The following is a 17,818-nucleotide window of genomic DNA, read 5'->3' as shown; positions in this document are numbered from 1 at the left end:
CCCTGCTCCGCTCGCCGTCTCGACGTGCGGCACAGCGCCCGACCCGGTGGCGCGGGTCTGCTGCTCCGGCGACCGCGGCGACCGGCGAGCGCATCCCGCCGCCAGTCGAGAACTCCGCCTGCGCGCAGGAGGACCGCCCTACCGAGCACGGTCGCGGCAGCAGCGAACATCCCGAGGCCGGATCGACGACAGAGACGGAGCGCTTCGTCACGCGATCGACGACGACGTGGTGATCGGCTCGCAGGGCGATCATCGGCAGGGCAGGCGGGTCACGAGGGCTCCGCGGTCACTGATCGAGCGGTGGGCGCGTGCCTCGAGCCCCTGTTCGGCGGCGGCGCGGAGAAGTCCGGCCGCGCTGGTGCCATCGCGATCCGTGCCGGAGGCGGCGACCAGCTCACCGAGCGGGACGACGCGACCGTGGGCCGCGAGCACGGAGGAAAGACAGGCTGGACCACCACCCGCCTCCTGCGACTGAGGGACGAACGGTGCCCTCATACGGCAACTCCCGCGGCCGCACCTATCCGCACCGGCAGCGCGGTCGGCGTATGGATACTCGGGAGGGTCGCCCAGGTGAGGTCGTCGAACGCGGCGCTCACGCCGAGAGCGGCCAATCGCACGACGACCGCCGCCACCTGCTGCCGCGCCAGAGCCGCACCCAGACAACGGTGCAGGCCGTGACCGAAGGAGAGCGCGGGCGCGCGCTCGCCGGGGAGGAAAGCGAGCGGATCGGGGAAACGCCGCGGGTCGAGTCCGGCCGACGCCTGACAGAGCACGACACGGTCGCCGGGAGAAAGCCGAATGCCCGCGACCTCCGCCTCCGAGCGCACTGCGCGAATGGAGTAGGGCAGCGGCGGGTCCACACGGAGCACCTCGTCGACAAACGGGCCCGCACGCCGGGGGTCGCGCGCGATCTTGGCTGCCCAATCGGGGAATTCGAGCAGGGTCAGGGCCGCCGTGGCGACCGCCGCTGCCACGGTGTCGATGCCGGTCATGTAGAGCAGGACGAGGAGGCCGAGGGCCTCGCGCGCCGTCGCATCCCCAGCCGCGACGGCCACGTGCAGGGAGGCTCCGACCGAGTGCACCGGGAGTGTCGATGCGCTCAGGATGTCCCGGAGCAGCGTGCACACCTGGCTGAAACCTCCCTCGTCGATGGGCGGCGCGGAGGCGGCTCCCTCACCGAGATAGGTGGTGGTGAGGCGAGCGAGCATCGCGTGACTCGCGCGATCAAGCGCATCCCAGAGCGGTCGTGGGGCACCGATCAGAGTCGCAATGACTCGGGTCGGAAGGGGACCGGCGACGGCCGAGACGAGGTCGACCGTGTCACCCGTCGCGGCCGCGTCAACGAGTTCGGCCGCGAGGCCCTCGATCTGCGCACCGAGGGACCGCACGTTCCTCGGGCTGAAATGGGCAAGGAGGATGCTGCGCAGCCGGGCGTGCGCCGCCGGCTCACGAAAGGGAAGGGCCTCGCTGAAGAGATCGACGAAGGACGGTACGGCGTCGCGCACGGCCTCCGGGAACTGCGGAATCGGCATCTGTACCGCGTCGGAGGCAAGAATCGCCCGGATCTCGTCCGGGCCGTAGACAGCGACGAGTCGACCGCGCCGCAGCAGGAGGCCATCGCTGGCTGCCTCCGCGAAGAGAGAGCGGAGGCAGCGACCGCGGGGGCCGCCGGGACCCAGATGGGCAAGCAGTCGGGCCTCTCGATCCGGGGTCATGACGTGCCCTTCTCCGTGCGCAAATGGTGAGCCGATCCACGACCGCGGCGACCCCGTCACAGGGGGTCTCTGTCCCGGCGACGTGCGGGCAGGCGGACGAGCTCGGGGGTGCGGTATCTGCCAGCTTCCACAACCCCCGAGCACCCGCCGATCAGCTAGCGGAGCCGTAGGTGCCGAAGCTCGCCGGGCAGCCCGCGGTGCCGAAGGTGCCGAAGCATCCAGCGCCCGCCGCTGCCTCGAGGTCTTCAGTGCTCACCAGGGTCTCGATCTCGATGTCGTTTAGCGCGATGTTGTCGGGCATGGCTGGTCCTTTCTCGGGTGTGTCGACGCGCAGTCGACAGAGAGGGGTGGCGCCCGGAACGGAGAGAGATTCCCCTGTGTCGGGCCGAGCGAACGTTCCGCCGCCCGTCGTCCGGACACTCACGACGGTAGAAGCCGCCGGTCGTGAGCAGCACAGCTCTCTGTCACCGGCTTCCCAGCAGCGCTGTCAGCGAAAGCGGATGACGGACGTCATGCGCTGAATGCCCCGCGGCGATCAGTCGACGCCCAGCGAGCCGCGAGCCCCATTCGCTAGGTCTCAGGGATCGCCGCGGCACGCGTGCTCGTCGTCGAGAACTCGGCAAGACTCCCCCGCAGCCCACCGCCCGGATAGCCGCGGCGGAGGATCCCGCGACGACGCAGGATCGGCACGAGCTCGTCCAGCATCCGGTGCAACGTGGTCGGATGGAAGTCGCCCGAGAAGGCGAGCCCGTCGTTGTCCGCGTCCTCCCCCAGCTCCTGGATGAAGTCCGCGACCTCCTCCGCGGTGCCCACGAAGCCGCTCCGGTCGGCGATCAGACCGAGCCGGGCCTTCGCGGTGAGGAGTTCGCGCAGCGGAGCATCCGGGCCGGCCTTTCCGTAGAGGCCCGCGATGCTTCCGCGCGACACGTGCTCGCCGAAGACCGACGGGTCTACCGGCCGGTCGAGATCGAGCGCGGTGAGATCGGTCTCGAGATCGCTTGACTGGCCTGCGGCAATGGTCAGCAGCGACTCCTCGTCGGGATGCGCGGAGGAGGCGACGACGCGCTCCGCCTCCTCCCGGCTCGCGACCACGACGGGCTTCATCACAAACAGCACGGTGAGTTCGTCCGGGTTTCGTCCGTGAGCGGCGGCCGCGGCGCGCGCCCGCTCGCGGTAGGCACGGACGGCGGCGGTGTCGAGCGGGGCTAGGGCCAACTGCACATCGGACTGCGCTCCGGCGAAGTCGATACCGCGGGGCGACCCTCCCGGTGACACGATCACCGGCTCCCCGGAGTCGAAGGGCCGCGCGTTCAGCGGTCCGTCGAAGGAGTAGTGGCGGCCACGATGCTGGACGGGGCGCAGGCGGTCGCCGTCAGCGAAACGGCCTGTCGCCTCGTCCTGGACAAGGGCGCCGTCGTCCCAGCTGCGCCAGAGTTCGCGGATCGAGTTCAGCCACTCGTGAGCGCGGTCGTAGGCGCCATCGTGCGGAAGTGGGTCGAGGCCGAAGTGGCGACTGCTCCCCACGTCGGTGACGACGTTCAGCCCGAGCCGGCCCTCGCCGAGATGCTGAAGTGTGGCGAACTGCCGGGCGGCCTGATAGGGGCTGTACGCCATCGGGTTCACGGTGGGAGCGACTCCGAGGTGCCGCGTGGCGTCGAACAGCGAGGGCGCGAGCAGGAGCGGGTCGTGCTTGGGCCCGCCGTACGCACGACGCACCCGCAGGTCGAGGGTGCTCGCGGAGCCGAGTGAGAGCGCGTCCTCGACGATCACGAGGTCGAATCCTGCCTGCTCGAGCTCCTGGGCACCCCGGCGGTAGAGGTCGGACGTCGTCCAGGAGCGGTCCCACTCCCAGGCGGGCTGCCCCCACGCCTGCGGGCCGAAGCCGCGCGAGAGGAACCAGGCGAAGTGCTGCGGGACGCTCACGACGCCTCCGCCAGGACTCGTGGGAGGGTCACGGCGTCGAGGCCATGAGCCAGATCGGCCAGCAAATCCTGCACGTCCTCGATGCCGATGGAGAGACGGAGCAGCCCCGGCCCTATTCCGGCGGCGGCCAGTTGCTCCGCGGGGCGTCCGGTGTGCGTGGTGCTCGCCGGGTGCAGCACCAGTGAGCGGACATCGCCGAGGTGGGTCATCCGCGTGAACACAGCGAGGGCGTCCGAGAAGCGGCGCGCCGCCTCCTCGCCCCCACGGAGCGTGAAGGAGAAGACCGAGCCCTGCCCGAGCGGCAGGATCCGCCGCGCCAGCGCGTGAGACGGGCTGGAGGCGAGTCCGCTGTAGTCGACGCTGGCGACCTCAGGTCGCCGCTCCAGCCAGCGGGCGATGCGCAGGGCACTGCGCGACTGGTGCCGGACTCGGAGCGAGAGTGTCTCGAGGCCCTGCTCGAGCAGGAAGGAGGTGAGCGGTGAGACGGTCGGACCCATCCGGGCGGCGACCACGTCGCGGGCATAGCGCAGGAACGCGCGAGCGGAATCAGGACCGTCTGCGGCAAGGTGCGGGAAGGCCTCGGGGCGGGCTGTCCAGTCGAATCGGCCGGCGTCGACGACGACTCCGGCAATGACGGCGCCATGCCCGGCGAGGAACTTACTCGCCGAATGCACGACCACGTCGGCGCCGTGCTCGATCGGTCGCAGCAGATACGGAGTGGCGAACGTGTTGTCGACGACCAACGGAACCCCGGCTCGGTGCGCGACATCGGCGACGAGACCGATGTCGACCAGGTCGTTGCGCGGATTCGGGATCGGCTCGATGAGCACGGCCCTGGTGCGCTCGGTGATCGCAGCCGCCCAAGCGGAGGAATCACCCGCGTCGGCGACGAATGTCGTCGTGATGCCCAGGCGCGCGAGATTCTCGAGCAAGAGGTTCCGGGTGCCCTCGTAGAGGCTCGCCGCGGCGACGACGTGATCGCCAGTGGAGACGAGTGCCAGCAGCGCGACGGTGATCGCGGCCTGCCCGCTCCCGACGACGAGCGCCTCCACGCCGCCCTCGAGCGCAGCGAGACGCCGCTCCACAGCGTCCGTCGTCGGATTGCCTACCCGGGTGTACGTGTAACCGTCCGCTCCGGCAAACCGCTCACGACCCTCCTCGAACGAGTCGAAGCCGAAGCCAGCGGTGAGGTAAATCGGCGTGCGCCGCGCGTGCAGAGCATCCTCGACCCCCGCCGCGTGCAGCTGCCGGGTTGCGAAGCCCCACTCCTTCGCACTGCCCGCCACGTCCGCCATCGGATCCGCCTCCTCACCACCGACCACCGGCAGTGCAGCCAGAGTGACACGGCAATCACTACGGCGACGCGGTGTTACCCGCTGTGACATCCCGGGCGCTGCCAGGGTCCGGCCCGGCTCACCAGCCCATCGTGCCGGGTGCCCCTTTGAAGGGACCAACCACACGGGAGGTAATCCAGCCGCCATAGAAGTCGCCCGGCTGCGGCTGCACAGCCTCACCGTCGACGCTGCACGAGTCCATCCGCCCGGGATATAACGCAACCCTGTCGCGGAGCGCTTCATAGCCGTGCGCCGGCTCCGGGTAGGTCCAGCCCGCGCCCTCGGCCACCGCTCCCGCAGCACCCCGCACGGTCAGGTAGGCGGCGGCCCCCTTGAACTCGCAATAACTGCGGCCCGGCGCGGGTTCGAGAGCGCCCGGCGCGAACGACGCGACGGGCAGGTAATAGACAGGAGGGTGGCTCGTCTCGAGCACGCGGACGGCCTCGCGCGTCTCGGCGACGACGGCGCCGCCCAGCCGGACGACGACGTGCTCTGAGGTGGTCTCGACCCTCGGTGGTCGTGGGTAGTCCCAGACGGATTCCTGGCCCTCGGTGGGCGGCACACGCTTCATCCCGATCACGCTACGCGTTGGGTGACGGGTGGCCGTCCCCTCCCAGGCGATGCTCTGACCGGCGCCTGGACACCCGTTGATCGACGCCCAGGAGACGCGGGCTCGCCTCGGTCGCGTAACGTCGTCCTTGCGCCGGAATCCCGAGACCGCGCGCAGAAGGATTCCAGCAGTGCTCACCGAATGCATCCACGGCCTCGACATCGCGCTCTGCGATGTCTGCTCCCCCGCCAAGCTCCCCGAGCCCGTCGGCCGCGCCATGCGCGCCCCCGCGCGGGTGCCCGGCACCTCCCGCGCGGCGACCGCCCGTGCTGCGGCTCGCGGCACCGCACAAGAGAAGCCCCTGCCGAAGGTCGACATCGCGGCGCAGCGGATCTACCACGTCACGCACCTCAGCAATCTCGAGGCGATCGTCACCGCCGGCGCAATCCTCGCCGACGAGATGCTCGCCGAGCGCCCGACGGTCGACGTGAGCGCCGACACCACCCGCGAGCACCGTCGAGCCGTGCAAGTGAAAGACGGCAGGAGCGTCGCGGGCTTCGTCCCCTTCTTCCTCTCCCCCGACGCCGCGCTCTGGGCCGATCTTCGCGGTGACCGCGTCGCCCCGCATTGGTCGCCGAGCGCTCAGGAGACGACGGCGTCGCAGTTCGTCGTCCTCGTCGGCTCCCTCGCCTCCGCCTCCGTCCTGAGCGATGGCGACGCCTCGCACGTCCTCACCCGCTTCAGCGAGGGCGACGCCCTCGTGCGCACGTTCGCACGCCTCCTCGTCGACGAGCCGGCGCTGCGCAGTGCCGAGGCTCTCGTGCCCGAGCGCTTCCCCCTCGACGGCATCGCGACCGTCGGCGTCGCCTCCGTCGCCGCCCGGAACCGGGTCAAGGCGCTCTTCGAGGGCATCGATGCCTCGCCTCGGGTTGCGGTGTACCCGCCGTGGTTCCACCCGGTCACCGAGCAGGAGTGACCCGGCGCTAGTCGGCGTCCATCAGGTCGAGGCGTTCAGCGAGGTAGCGGCGGAGCGGCATCAGGCCCTGATCGCCGAGGCGAGGCGCCCAGCGCACCATCACCTCGGAACCGCGCACTGCCAGCGGCTCCTCGCCGGCTTCGAGGGCGGCTACGTCCGTTCCGAGGCGACGCCAGCCGTAGTTGACGATCTCGCCCTCGCGGAACGGACCATCGAACGCGGCGCGGCGAATCTCGCGCCGCTCCTCCTGCGACTCCGACTGGTTGTTGGCGTGCAGCGGAGCAACCGCTCGCGTCACGGAGCCGGTCGCAAAAACCTCGCCCTCGCGACCGAGCAGCACGACGCCGAGGCGCCAGGCGCGGGTGACCGGGACCATCACGGGCTTTCGACGAAAACCCAGGATCGTGCGCGGCGTGCGCAGCTCAGCGAGTGCCTGATCGGCGACTCCGCGGGCATCGAGTTCGGCGGACACATCGTGCAGGAGAGCCGCGAGATCCGCTGCGGCCTGCGCGGCACCGGATCCGGACATCGTTCCTCCTCGGCTCGTTCCGCCAGCCTACGGGTGCCGTCGGCACCGGTCTCTCCGCCCCGCACCGCTACGATCACCAGACAACACCGAGGAGGACGAGCGATGCGCGTCATCATGATGGGCCCGCCCGGCGTGGGCAAGGGCACTCAGGCAGCGGTTCTGGCCAGTGAGCTGGGCGTGCCGGCAATCTCCACAGGAGAACTCTTTCGAGCGCACGTCGCCGATGGCAGTGAGCTGGGCCGGCGCCTGCGCGCGCTCGTCGAGGCTGGCGAATACGTTCCGGACGAGCTGACGAATGCCCTGGTCGCCGAGCGCATCGACGAACCGGATGCTCGCGACGGCTTCATCCTCGACGGCTATCCGCGCACACTCGCCCAGGTTGACGCCCTCGCACAGATGCTCGACGAGCGCGGCACAGGGCTCTCGCGTGTCGTGCTGTTGACGGCCGACCCGGACGTCGTGCTCGCCCGGCTGCACGCGCGCGCGGCCGAGCAGGGCCGCGCAGACGACGACCCGGAGGTGGTGCGGAATCGGATCGAGGTCTACGAGCGCGAGACGGCTCCGCTCGCCGATGTCTACGACGAGCAGGGCCTCCTCGCTCGGATCGACGGCTCGGCCGCGCAGGAGGACGTGGCCGCACGGATCATCGCGGCGTGCCGACCCGACTGAGCCGACCCGCCGCGACGAATGGTCAGATCGCCGAGGCGAGGACCTCGTCGAGCGTGGCCGAGGCCTCCTCGTCCGTGCCCTTCAGGGCGAGCGAGAGTTCAGACACCAGGATCTGACGAGCCTTGAGCAGCATCCGCTTCTCGCCGGCCGAGACGCCACCCGCCTGCTCACGACGCCACAGGTCGCGGACGACCTCGCTGACGCGGTAGACGCTGCCACTCGCCATCTTCTCCTGGTTGGCCTTGAAGCGGCGCGACCAGTTGCTGGCCTCCTCCGCGACATCGCTGCGCAGGACGTCATAGACGGCCTGAACCCCGGCGTCATCGATGATCTCGCGCACGCCCACGAGTTCGGCGTTCTCGACGGGGAGGGTGATCGTGAGCTCGCTGGTGTGCACGTTCATGGTCATGAACGTCTTCTCGACGCCCTTGACCGATCGCTTCTCGAGCCCGGTGATCGTCACCGCTCCGTGGTGCGGGTAGACCAGGGTCTCGCCGACCTCGAATGTCATCATGTCGTGCCTTTCATTGTGGGGCGTGGTGGGAGTGGAGAGGTGGGGAGGCGCAGCGGAGCCGCGACGAGCCATATCGGCAGGAGGGAGACGAGGTGCTCGACCAGCTCCTCGTCGGTGCCATCAAGAGAGCCGGCAAGCCAGGCGCCGACGACGGCCAGCACGCCACCGGCGGCGAAAGTGGCGGTGAGCTCGGCGTCGATGTGTGCCGAAATCTCGGCCCGGGCGAGCACCGCGCGATGCAGGGCGAGGGCCGCGTCGAAGACGGCGTCGTCAGAGGCGACCCGGGCGGAGGCGCGAGAGCGCAGGCGAGCGTGGAACGCGTGGCGGTCGACCAGGCGCTCGATGAGGCGGGAGTATCCACGGCGCAGCGCCTGCGCGCCGGTATGGTCGCCGCCATCGCCCGCGGCGACATCGGCGACCACGAGATCTTCGCGAAGCAGCGCGGAGGCGACCGCGGCCGCATCGTCGAAGTGCGCGTAAAAGGAGCTGCGGCTGATTCCTGCCTCGCGGACGATGTCGCTCACGGCGATGCCCTCGGCCCGCTCTCCTCCGCTCTGCATGACGAGGCGCTCGACCGCGTCGAAGACTCGGGTGCGCGTGCGCCGAGTGCGCGGGTCGGCGGAACCCGGATGTGCCAGGCCTGGAGCAGAAGAATGGTCCGCCGCGTGCACGGAGGCGAGGCGAACGGAAGACATTGTCACTATCATACCACTTCCCGGACAGGTGTTCGAAAAATCAGCTCAGGAGGCGCCGGCTGGCGCGCGATGCGGTCGAGAGCGGCTTGCTCCCTCGGTGAGACGCGGCCGAAGTACCGCTTCAGGACGACAAAGAGCAGGCGGTTCGCGGTGATCGCCGGCCACCACGGCCGGCGCAGCCCGAGGAGGAGGCGGACCTCCGGAGCGAGCGACGCGACCGCCCCCGCGAACAAGAGCGGGCACACCACACCAGCCTCCCCCGGCAGGCGGATGCCACGGAGGAACCCGACGATCTCACGCACTCGCGCGTCCGGCTTGAGCTCGCCCGCGAATCCCACAAGCTGCTCGCGCAGTTCGGCAACGCTCTCGGGTGGATGCTCGACCCCCAGCAGGCGGCCGGAGGCGGCCCACTCGCGGACGTAGGCGTCCGGCCCGCCCAGGATGGGGCCGCCCCATATCTCGTGCGCCCCGAGAAACGCGTCGGTGAAGGCATCGTGCACCCAGAGCAGCAGTCGCGGGTCCTGGGCGGAGTAGTCGCGCTCGCGACCCCCGGCGTCCTCGTAGGAGCCGACGATCCGCCCGTGCACCCCGCACCCGTTGACGATGGGCTTCATCGATCAGCTCCGCGCCGAAGGTCGTGCGGTCGAGTCGATCATCCGCGTCCTGCGTGAGCAGGGCGTGCAGGTCGCCGCACGTACCTACCGAGCCTGGAAACAAGGCCGCGTCGCCGCGAGGACGATCAGCGACGCGCTCGTCGTCGATGCGGTCCGCGACGCGGGCTGGACCGAGGTCACTGACCCGATCACCGGCGAGGTGCGGCGGAAGATGACCCCGGAGGGCCTTGACGGGCGATCGACGCCCTAGCCCGCGGCCCGCGCAGCGCAGCATGGCCTGGGCGGTAGCGATCTTGGAATCGGACCCAACCAACCGGAGCGGTGGCCTCACTTCGGGAGCGCGGAGCCAAACCTTATTGATCTAAGTGAAAAAACGGGCGAGCATCAAACCTACGCGGATGCAGCCCGTTCTTCGAGGGGCGAGCACCAGGCATCGCGTCTATCTGGGGGGAACATGAGGTCATCAAGAAGGCTGTCGACGACGGGGCTACTTGCCGTCGCAGCGCTCGTAGCCGGAGGGACGCTGTTCTCAGATTCAGCCGCATCCGCAGAGGAAGCTGCCAACTCGCCTCTCGCAGCCATCGCGGCGGTCGCGCCCGAGGTTGTCGCACGGGCAGAACCGTCTCACGTAGCGAACACCACTGACGGAAATCGCCTGTCCTTGCCCGCAGGCTCAGTTCTGGCCCCCACCGACGCGAGCGACGGAGTCTTCATCACCGTCGGAGACACTAGTGCGACGGTGACGCTGCCCGCGTCCGAGACCGCCGTCGCTTCGAGCAGCAATGACGCCGGTGTCATTTACGACAACGGAGACAGCTCGTCCACTGTCGTGTTGGCAAATTCGGACAGCTCGGTCACCTTCGTGTCCGTCCTCGACGGATCTCAGGCCCCATCACGCTACAGCTACACCTACAGCAACACCGGCGTACTGAGACAGGCCAATGACGGCGGAGTGACCATCTGGGAAGGCGAAACTATGGTCGGGTACTTCCTAAACCCATGGGCCACCGACGCACGCGGCACCGCTGTCCCGACTCACTACGAAGTCACCGGCAACACGCTGACTCAGGTCGTGGATCACACCAGCGGGTCGTTCGAGTACCCCATCATCGCGGACCCTACTCAGAGCCTCGGCGGCAACTCCTTCTACTCGAACATCACGCTGATCATCGACATGGCTACGGCGAAGAACATCGTCTCTGTCACACCGGCTCCGAACATCGTCTGGAGTCGCTTGCCGCGCAGCACCGGCATCCCGCCCTACGACGCTCTCGTGCCTTCGAGTTACGAGGGCAACAAGTTCCACGACCAGCTCGTCTGCCACTGGGCTAACGCCGGTTACGCCAAGGTGCCGTGGAACCTCGACTCTTGGCGGCACGACGTAGGCTATGCGGCAACCGTTGCAGCCCTCTGCAACCCAAACTAAGGAGAAACAGTGAAGCTGATTGCCGCCATAGCACTAATTTTTCTTGGGGCTGCGCTCGTGGTCTTCGGCGCAGGGCACGAGCTTCAAGCCGGAATCGCCGCGGACCGAGACCAGACCGCTGGCGTGCTGAACCCGGTGATGATCGTGGCGATCGCCGCGGGAGTAGTCGGCGTACTCTCCGGTTTGTTTCTGCTCTACAAGAACTACGAAAGCTGGCGGAATTCGCGCGACGCATAAACCGTGCCAGGCCAGAGGGCGGACTCGCGACAGAAACGGACCGCACCTGCTCGATCCGCTCCCCTGACGATCGCGGACCTCTTACGGTGGTGCTCATGAATGACGCCACAATGGACATCGTCACGGGTATCGCTGTGCCGGCGGCCTCGATCCTCATTTCGACGTGGGTGGCGATTCGGTTAGCGAGGTCGGAACGGAAAGCCGCGGCAGCGGCACGAGTTGAAGAACGGATCGATGCGGCGTTCGCCCGAGCGCTCACTGCTCTCGCCACCCTGAACACGATCAACCTCCGCGCGGAGTCGATCGCAAAACCGATGCGGGAACTTCGTGTCGCCCTCACGCTGCTCGACGCAGCGACGCCGCCGGCCGACAACGATCTTCTGGCGGAGTGGTTCGAGGCCGAACGACTCGCGGGCACCGCACAGGGCGAGGAGTCGAGGCGACTGCTCGACTTGGTTCCGCAACACCTGCAGCCCGACGCGGACGTGGAGAAAGTCGTAGCCGCAGGCGCTCCGGTGAACACCTGGGCCCGAGACTTCGCGAACAATCTGCGTCTCTGGCGCCGGAGGGGCGCCTCCGATGCAGAGCTGCGGAGTCTCATCGACTCTGCGAAAGCGCGGCTGACCGGCGCGAGCTCGGCCTAGATCACACCGTCGCTGGTTGTGTACCGCCGTGGACACGTCCAGGCCCCGGCGGAACGGCGGGCGCATGGCGAAGCCCCGGACCAAGCTCGCGCGTGCCACGCTGATTTCCAACGGCATGGTGTGAGGTGCCCCATTCTTTCTGGACCACCGCGGAATTGGTAGGATTACCGCGTTGACCGAAAGGATTATCGGGATGTGCAGTTCCCGTGGGAAGTGCTCCCCGGAGTTCCGCGCGGAGGCCGTGCGCGAAGTCATCGATAAGTCGCGACCTGTCGCCGATGTTGCCCGGGAGCTCGGACTCGTCCCGCAGAGTCTCACGAATTGGGTGGCAGCACATCGCTGCGCGGATAGCGATAGCGAAGAAGAGCTGACGATACAAGACCGCGCGCGGATCAAATAGCTTGAACGTCGGGCACGTGAACTCGAGGAGGAGAACCTTTTCCTGGGAAAAGCGTCCGTGTTCTTCGCGAAGAAGTCCCGCTGACTACCAAGTTGGAACTGATTCGACGCGAAGAACGCGACCTCACCCCCACGACATCGACCCGCGAAATGTGTCGAATGATCGGCGTGAACCGATCCGGTGACGACGAATGGCGCGACCGGAAAACCTCGAGAACAGCGAAATGGCGAACGGAGATCACCTCTCTCATCCAGACAGCGTTCGACGCGTCAGACGGCACCTACGGCTACCGCCGCATCGCCGCACAGCTGACGCGCTGGGGCCAACCCGCGGCCCACGAAACCGTCCGCCGGCTCATGCGCGCCGCAGGCCTGCAGCCCTGCCAACCCAAGCCCTGGCGGCCCACGACAACGATCCCGCGCGATCCGGCCGACATCCCCGACCTCGTGAAGCGTGACTTCACGGCACAACGACCCGATTGCACGTGGGTCGGTGATATCACCTCTATCCGCACCTGGGAAGGCTGGGTGTACCTCGCGACCATTCTCGACTGCTCTTCGAAGAAAGTCGTCGGATATGCCCTCGCAGACCACATGCGAACCGAACTGGTCACCGAAGCACTCGACATGGCTGCGCGCAATCAACCCGACAGGCTCAGCGACACCATCTTCCACAGCGATCACGGATCCGTCGACACCTCGGCCGAATTCGCACAAGTCGCGAAAAAGCTCAACATCCGTCAGTTGATTGGTCGAACCGGCGTCTGCTAGGACAACGCGTGCGCCGAATCCTTCAACGGCACCCTCAAGAACGAACAATGCAACCGGACCCACTATCCAACGAAAAAGAAAGCGATCCGCGACGTGGCACGATACATTGAATTGGCCTACAATTAACAACGACTTCACTCGGCACTCGACTACCGAACACCGAACGAAGCCGAACAAGCGTGGCGCGACATGAATCTCGCCACAGAGACAACTATTCACATGGTCCAGAAAACGTTGGGCGGCTCACTTCGCGATCGCCGGCGAGCAGATGTACGGGGCGTTCACCGGTGAGTGGTTCAACCTGCTCGGGTGGGTGTGCTGATCGTCGTCGTGGCCGTGGGCCTGACGGTGGTCGGTGTGATAGAGAACGGGAACATCCGGGCGGGGGAGAATTACAAGCCGCGTCCACGCGGCTGACTCTCGGCAGGCTGCGGGCCTACCCCGTCACCCAGCGCGCGGCACCACCCGCCGCCGCCGTGTCGCCGAAGCTCGTCGTCAGCACCCAGCGGACCGTGTTGTCGAGGCGTCCCATCGGGTCCTCGCGGTAGCGGGAGTAGTCGTGCACGCCCGCCATCGCTCCGGTATGCAAGGTCTGCATTAGCAGCGCTCGCACTCCTGCGATCATCGTGGGGAGCCCGCCGTTGACCGCCCAGACCGCGCTGCCAGGACCGAAAAGACCGGCGTCGTCGCCGGTCTCGAGCGCCACAATTTAGTCGGCGCGGGGTCGGGGGCGGCGGCTCATCCGCTCAATGTGCGCCCGGATGCTGGCCCCGCTGGCACGCTCCTGCGAGGTCGCGATCACTCCGCGAGCAGCTCGCGCACGTCGTCCGCCGTCAGCGCCCGAGCGAAGAGCTCGCCCTCGTCGAGCACCGCGGTGCTGAGTCGCCCCTTGCGCTCCTGGAGGCGCACGATCTTCTCCTCGATCGTGTCCTTTGCAACCAGCCGGTAGACGTTGACCCGACGCTGTTGACCGATCCGATGTGCTCGATCGACGGCCTGCGCCTCGGCGGCGGGATTCCACCAGGGGTCGAGGACGAAGACGTGGTCGGCCTCGGTGAGGGTCAAGCCGGTGCCACCCGCCTTGAGACTGATCAGGAAGACCGGCGCCGCCCCCGAGCGAAACTCCTCGATCACCCCGACCCGATCGCGAGTGGAGCCATCGAGCTGAACGAAGGGGATACCGCGCCGCCGCAGCCGCTCCCCCGCCCGCGCGAGATAGGACGTGAAGGTGCTGAACACGAGCGCTCGGCGCCCCTCCGCGAGGACATCGTCCAGCTGTTCCACCAGCACGTCGAGCTTGGCGGAGGGCACGTGCCGGTATGCGGGATCGACCAGCGAAGCGTCGAGCGCGAGCAGGCGCAGGAGTGTGAGCGAGCGGAACACTGTGAACCGCTGGCGGTCGAGATCGTCGACAAGCCCGAGGAGCTTGCGCCGCTCGCGCTGGAGGTAGCTGTCGTAGAGCACGCGGTGGGCGGGAGTAAGCACGACCTCGATCGTCTGCTCCTGCTTCTCGGGCAGTTCCGGGGCGACCGCCTCCTTTGTGCGGCGGAGGAGGAAGGGGCGGATCCGGCGGCGGAGGCGTTCGAGGCGGCGGCGCGCGCCCTCTGTGTGGGGAAGCGTCCGCCCGCCCGAGAGGTCGGGCGAGGCGATGCCGATCGGCGCCTCGGCGTGCAGGATCGGGCGGGTGTACTCCTCGCGGAAGCGTCGGAGCGGAGGCAGCAACCCGGGGGCGACCAGCGCGAGCACGGCCCACAGTTCGTCGAGCGAGTTTTCGAGCGGAGTGCCGGTGAGGGCGATCGTGACGGGTGCGCCGATGCCGCGGGCGGCACGGTGGGTCTGCGAGGCGGGATTCTTGACGAACTGAGCTTCGTCGAGGACCAGCGCCGACCACTCCCGCGCCGCCCAGTGCTCCCCGCCGAGCCGCAGGACCGCATAGCTGGTGAGCACGACATCGGTGTGGGCGGGAATCGCGGCGATCGACTCCTCCCGCGCGCTGCCGACGACGTGCACACGAAGGCCCGGAGCGAAGCGCTCGGCCTCCGTGCGCCAGCCGGGCACGACCGACGTAGGGGCGACCACGAGAAATGGTGCGCTGTTCGTGCCGGTGCGGCGCGCCTCCTCGAGAGTGTGCAGCATCATCGCGAGCGCCTGCACGGTCTTGCCGAGCCCCATATCGTCGGCCAGGATTCCGCCGAGCCCGGAACTCACACGGTGCACCAGCCAGGAGTAGCCCTCGCGCTGGTAGGGACGAAGCCGAACACTCAATCCCTCGGGCGGCGCCACGTCCGACGGGGAGCCGGCAGCCAGGGCGGAGGCGAGCACGTCCCGCCAGGCAGCGGAGGCGATGCTCTCGTCGGCCAGCTCCTCCAGTTCGTCCCAGAGGGCACTCTGGTGCCGGCCGAGGCGCGGCCCCGTCTCCCACTCGTCGAGCTCGTCGGCGCGGGTCAGCAGCTCGCGGAGCCGGTCGAGACCGGGGTGCGCGAGCGAGAGATAGGAGTGGTCAACCAGTCGGATCCGGTCGCCGCCCGCGGCCAGAGCGCGAAAGAGCGGGAGAAACGGCACGGTCGCGTCACCGATCGTCACGACGACGCCGAGGTCGAACCAGTCGGCGCTGTCGGTGTCGACGGCGGTGATGGTGAGCGTGAGCGGCCCGTTCAGAAGGCGGTAGTCGGGAGCGACACCCTCCCGCTCGATGCGCACACCGCCGACGACCTCGATGGCGGGGAGCTGCTCGACCACGAACAGCGCAGCCTCCGCGCCCCGCAGCACAGTGGTCGTACCTGGCTCGGGCGCCAGCGTCGCCCCCGCCTCGGCCAGGACCGACTGCACCCGGCGCAGAACCGCACGCTCGAACGCCACATCGGCCGTGCCGTCGAGTTCACTCGCGCGGTCCGGCATCCGCCGCCAGTGCCAGCCGACCCGGACGACGCGCCGAGGCTCGAAAGACACTGTGCACACGAGGCGGGGCGGCTCCGGCTTATCGAGAACCAGTTCGACCGCCTCCTCCCGCAGCGCAATCCGACTCCGGAGGGCGGGCAGATGCTCGCGGAGAAACTCGGGCACATCCTCGGCGGGCACCACACTCGCCTCCGCATGATCGAGCAACCGCAGCTCCTCGTCGTCGAAGGGCAGAGGCGCCGGCGCGAGGCGGAGAGACGACGGATCGCCGCCCACGACCAGGTACAGACCGTGACGCGCGACCGGCCGCGCCGACTCGAGCGGATGTTCCACCCCGTCGATGCGAAGGACGGGCCGCAGGTGCAGGGCTCCTGAGTCGTCGGACACGCTGACCCCCACCTGCGCGGAACCGCCGAGCCGGATGACGCCCTTCTCGGGCGCGAGCAGCCGGATGCCCGCGTCCTGCGCCTGCTCGAGGAGCCGCCAGAGCAGCGGGCTCTCATAGTCGTCGAGGTGGATCCACTCGGGATCCTGCCCCAGGTGCACCGTGCGGGTCGCGCGGTGGAGGGCGGCGAACTCGGCGAACCAGCGCTGGTGCCCCTGATCGAGAGAGAGCCGGTGGGTCTGGAAATTCAGCGACTTCCACGTGAGGGTCGTGCGATTCCAGGCTCCTCCCCTGCCCTGGACCACGGGGCGGGTCGCGAGACGGTACTCTCGACGCTCCTCGGGGTCGTAGCGCGGAGCCGTGACCCGCTCGCTCGCCGGCGCACGCCACGGATCGTCGGCACGACGCACGAGCCTCCGCAGCTCGAACTGCAAGCCGATCGGCGTGCGCACGGTCGACCTCAGCACGGGGGCCGCGCCGTCGTCGACCGAGCCGCTCAGCTCGCCGACGCGGGCGCGCCAAGAGGATGGGGAGGGCGACTCGGAGGGCATCGCCCCATGCTGTCACGCACCTCCGACACGCTTCTCCAGGCACCCGCCCACACGGCCGCGGCGGGCAGAATCGGAGGATGAGCAGCAGCGACTCCGCGCCCACCGTCCTCACCCTCGGCAGCGACAGCCTTCGTGTCGCGCTGACCACCGCCGGAGCCGAGATGACGTCGCTCCGCGATGCTGAGGGCCGCGAGTACCTGTGGCAAGCGGGGCCCGAGTGGCGCAGGCACGCGCCGGTGCTCTTCCCGATCATCGGACGTCTGCCCGGCGATACCCTGCATCACGACGGGGTCGATCACCGGATGGGGCAGCACGGCTTCGCGCGCGACCGTGTCTTCGACCTCGCGGGCGTCTCGGGCGATGAGGCCGTCTTCCGGCTCCGCAGCGATGACGCGACCCGTGCGGTCTTCCCCTTCGACTGGGCACTGCTGATCGCCTACGCGGTGACCGGATCGACGCTACGAATCACCCAGACGGTCGAGAATCGCGGTGCGACCGCACTCGGCGTCTCGGTCGGCAACCACCCGGCGTTCGCCCTGCCGATTCCGGGCGGCCGCGGCGAGCACCGCATCCGCTTCGCCCAGCCCGAGCCGGAGGGGTACCGCCGCGCCCCCGAGAATCTGCTGGTTGCTCAGCGGCACCCGGCACCGCTCACGAACGGCGTGCTGACGGTCAACGACGCGCATTTCAAAGAGGGAGTGATGATCTTCGACGAGCCGCGACGGCGCTCCCTCCGCCTCGAAGCGGACGGAGCGATCCGCTCGATCGAGGTCGACACCGGCGACTTCGACGTGGTCGGGGTCTGGAAGCCGGTGGGCGCACCCTTCGTCTGTCTCGAGCCATGGAGGAGCATCCCCACCCCGGAGGGCTGGGACGGCGACATCATCGACAAGCCGCGCCAGCTCGTCCTCGCCCCCGGAGAGCAGCGGGCGCTGTCCTTCACCATCTCGCTCGTCTAAACGCTCTCGCGGGACCCGGTCAGAAACGA

At 68.6% G+C, this 17,818-nt stretch carries 20 protein-coding genes and 1 pseudogene; 9 read left to right on the top strand and 12 right to left on the bottom strand.

Going from position 1 to position 17,818, the window contains the following annotated elements; translation table 11 throughout:
• Nucleotides 1-249 precede the first annotated feature (249 nt).
• The 6 genes from B0H03_RS13990 to B0H03_RS13965 all read right to left on the bottom strand — a co-directional run bounded on the left by B0H03_RS13990 (nucleotide 250) and on the right by B0H03_RS13965 (nucleotide 5,543).
• The gene (locus B0H03_RS13990; protein ID WP_104264210.1) at nucleotides 250-495 is read right to left on the bottom strand and encodes a cysteine peptidase family C39 domain-containing protein; all 246 of its coding nucleotides are present in this window, start codon (nucleotides 493-495) and stop codon (nucleotides 250-252) included.
• The gene (locus B0H03_RS13985) at nucleotides 492-1,715 is read right to left on the bottom strand and encodes a cytochrome P450 (protein ID WP_104264209.1); all 1,224 of its coding nucleotides are present in this window, start codon (nucleotides 1,713-1,715) and stop codon (nucleotides 492-494) included. Before B0H03_RS13985 ends, B0H03_RS13990 begins: the two co-directional genes overlap by 4 nt.
• A gap of 151 nt (nucleotides 1,716-1,866) precedes the next feature.
• The gene (locus B0H03_RS13980) at nucleotides 1,867-2,016 is read right to left on the bottom strand and encodes a thiocillin family RiPP (protein ID WP_109714907.1); all 150 of its coding nucleotides are present in this window, start codon (nucleotides 2,014-2,016) and stop codon (nucleotides 1,867-1,869) included.
• Between the two features lie 269 nt (nucleotides 2,017-2,285).
• Nucleotides 2,286-3,638 (bottom strand): NtaA/DmoA family FMN-dependent monooxygenase, encoded by a 1,353-nt coding sequence (locus B0H03_RS13975; RefSeq protein ID WP_104354258.1) that lies wholly within the window; start codon nucleotides 3,636-3,638, stop codon nucleotides 2,286-2,288.
• The gene (locus tag B0H03_RS13970) at nucleotides 3,635-4,933 is read right to left on the bottom strand and encodes an O-acetylhomoserine aminocarboxypropyltransferase/cysteine synthase family protein (protein WP_104354257.1); all 1,299 of its coding nucleotides are present in this window, start codon (nucleotides 4,931-4,933) and stop codon (nucleotides 3,635-3,637) included. Before B0H03_RS13970 ends, B0H03_RS13975 begins: the two co-directional genes overlap by 4 nt.
• Nucleotides 4,934-5,051: 118 nt before the next feature.
• A complete protein-coding gene (locus B0H03_RS13965; RefSeq protein ID WP_104354261.1) occupies nucleotides 5,052-5,543 on the bottom strand; it encodes a DUF427 domain-containing protein in 492 nt (163 codons plus the stop codon).
• A 169-nt stretch (nucleotides 5,544-5,712) separates the two neighbouring features.
• Between B0H03_RS13965 and B0H03_RS13960 the strand changes: the two genes are divergently transcribed.
• Nucleotides 5,713-6,498 (top strand): DarT ssDNA thymidine ADP-ribosyltransferase family protein, encoded by a 786-nt coding sequence (locus tag B0H03_RS13960; protein ID WP_104264206.1) that lies wholly within the window; start codon nucleotides 5,713-5,715, stop codon nucleotides 6,496-6,498.
• Between the two features lie 7 nt (nucleotides 6,499-6,505).
• On the opposite strand, the gene B0H03_RS13955 is transcribed toward B0H03_RS13960, so the two are convergent.
• Nucleotides 6,506-7,027, bottom strand: coding sequence for a hypothetical protein (locus B0H03_RS13955; RefSeq protein ID WP_104354256.1), 522 nt, complete (start codon nucleotides 7,025-7,027; stop codon nucleotides 6,506-6,508).
• A gap of 102 nt (nucleotides 7,028-7,129) precedes the next feature.
• On the opposite strand from B0H03_RS13955, the gene B0H03_RS13950 reads away from it, so the two are divergent.
• Nucleotides 7,130-7,696: an adenylate kinase gene (locus B0H03_RS13950; protein WP_104354255.1), complete on the top strand. Its 567-nt coding sequence runs from the start codon at nucleotides 7,130-7,132 to the stop codon at nucleotides 7,694-7,696.
• A gap of 22 nt (nucleotides 7,697-7,718) precedes the next feature.
• Here B0H03_RS13950 and B0H03_RS13945 read toward each other — a convergent pair whose 3' ends face one another.
• Genes B0H03_RS13945 through B0H03_RS13935 form a run of 3 tightly spaced genes read right to left on the bottom strand, consistent with a single transcriptional unit; the run spans nucleotide 7,719 to nucleotide 9,519 of the window.
• The gene (locus B0H03_RS13945; protein WP_068207950.1) at nucleotides 7,719-8,207 is read right to left on the bottom strand and encodes a CarD family transcriptional regulator; all 489 of its coding nucleotides are present in this window, start codon (nucleotides 8,205-8,207) and stop codon (nucleotides 7,719-7,721) included.
• The gene (locus B0H03_RS13940; RefSeq protein WP_104264203.1) at nucleotides 8,207-8,905 is read right to left on the bottom strand and encodes a TetR/AcrR family transcriptional regulator; all 699 of its coding nucleotides are present in this window, start codon (nucleotides 8,903-8,905) and stop codon (nucleotides 8,207-8,209) included. The genes B0H03_RS13945 and B0H03_RS13940 overlap by 1 nt, the downstream gene beginning before the upstream one ends.
• Nucleotides 8,906-8,913: 8 nt before the next feature.
• Entirely contained in the window at nucleotides 8,914-9,519 is a 606-nt protein-coding gene (locus tag B0H03_RS13935; RefSeq protein WP_104264202.1) for an oxygenase MpaB family protein, read from the bottom strand.
• Here B0H03_RS13935 and B0H03_RS13930 point away from each other — a divergent pair.
• The 6 genes and pseudogenes from B0H03_RS13930 to B0H03_RS13905 all read left to right on the top strand — a co-directional run.
• A pseudogene (locus B0H03_RS13930) lies at nucleotides 9,494-9,757 on the top strand (IS3-like element ISPfr13 family transposase); the annotation flags it as partial. The gene B0H03_RS13935 and the pseudogene B0H03_RS13930 overlap by 26 nt on opposite strands.
• A gap of 423 nt (nucleotides 9,758-10,180) precedes the next feature.
• A complete protein-coding gene (locus B0H03_RS13925; protein ID WP_104264201.1) occupies nucleotides 10,181-10,945 on the top strand; it encodes a DUF2599 domain-containing protein in 765 nt (254 codons plus the stop codon).
• 9 nt (nucleotides 10,946-10,954) lie between these two features.
• The gene (locus B0H03_RS13920; RefSeq protein ID WP_104264200.1) at nucleotides 10,955-11,182 is read left to right on the top strand and encodes a hypothetical protein; all 228 of its coding nucleotides are present in this window, start codon (nucleotides 10,955-10,957) and stop codon (nucleotides 11,180-11,182) included.
• A gap of 95 nt (nucleotides 11,183-11,277) precedes the next feature.
• Nucleotides 11,278-11,826, top strand: coding sequence for a hypothetical protein (locus B0H03_RS13915; RefSeq protein WP_127843900.1), 549 nt, complete (start codon nucleotides 11,278-11,280; stop codon nucleotides 11,824-11,826).
• Between the two features lie 193 nt (nucleotides 11,827-12,019).
• Nucleotides 12,020-12,226, top strand: a complete 207-nt coding sequence (locus tag B0H03_RS17535) for a transposase (protein ID WP_104264198.1) — start codon at nucleotides 12,020-12,022, stop codon at nucleotides 12,224-12,226.
• A gap of 92 nt (nucleotides 12,227-12,318) precedes the next feature.
• A complete protein-coding gene (locus tag B0H03_RS13905; RefSeq protein WP_127843899.1) occupies nucleotides 12,319-12,996 on the top strand; it encodes an IS3 family transposase in 678 nt (225 codons plus the stop codon).
• Between the two features lie 436 nt (nucleotides 12,997-13,432).
• On the opposite strand, the gene B0H03_RS13900 is transcribed toward B0H03_RS13905, so the two are convergent.
• Nucleotides 13,433-13,702, bottom strand: a complete 270-nt coding sequence (locus tag B0H03_RS13900) for an oxygenase MpaB family protein (RefSeq protein ID WP_241560383.1) — start codon at nucleotides 13,700-13,702, stop codon at nucleotides 13,433-13,435.
• Between the two features lie 92 nt (nucleotides 13,703-13,794).
• The gene (locus tag B0H03_RS13895) at nucleotides 13,795-16,830 is read right to left on the bottom strand and encodes a DEAD/DEAH box helicase (protein ID WP_104264195.1); all 3,036 of its coding nucleotides are present in this window, start codon (nucleotides 16,828-16,830) and stop codon (nucleotides 13,795-13,797) included.
• Between the two features lie 77 nt (nucleotides 16,831-16,907).
• Here B0H03_RS13895 and B0H03_RS13890 point away from each other — a divergent pair, with 77 nt between their 5' ends.
• Nucleotides 16,908-17,789 (top strand): aldose 1-epimerase family protein, encoded by an 882-nt coding sequence (locus B0H03_RS13890; protein WP_160487392.1) that lies wholly within the window; start codon nucleotides 16,908-16,910, stop codon nucleotides 17,787-17,789.
• Nucleotides 17,790-17,818 lie beyond the last annotated feature (29 nt).

Origin of the sequence: Rathayibacter iranicus NCPPB 2253 = VKM Ac-1602, from assembly GCF_003149025.1 — a bacterium.
Lineage (GTDB): Bacteria > Actinomycetota > Actinomycetes > Actinomycetales > Microbacteriaceae > Rathayibacter > Rathayibacter iranicus.
This window is presented reverse-complemented; position numbering and strand designations above follow the sequence as displayed.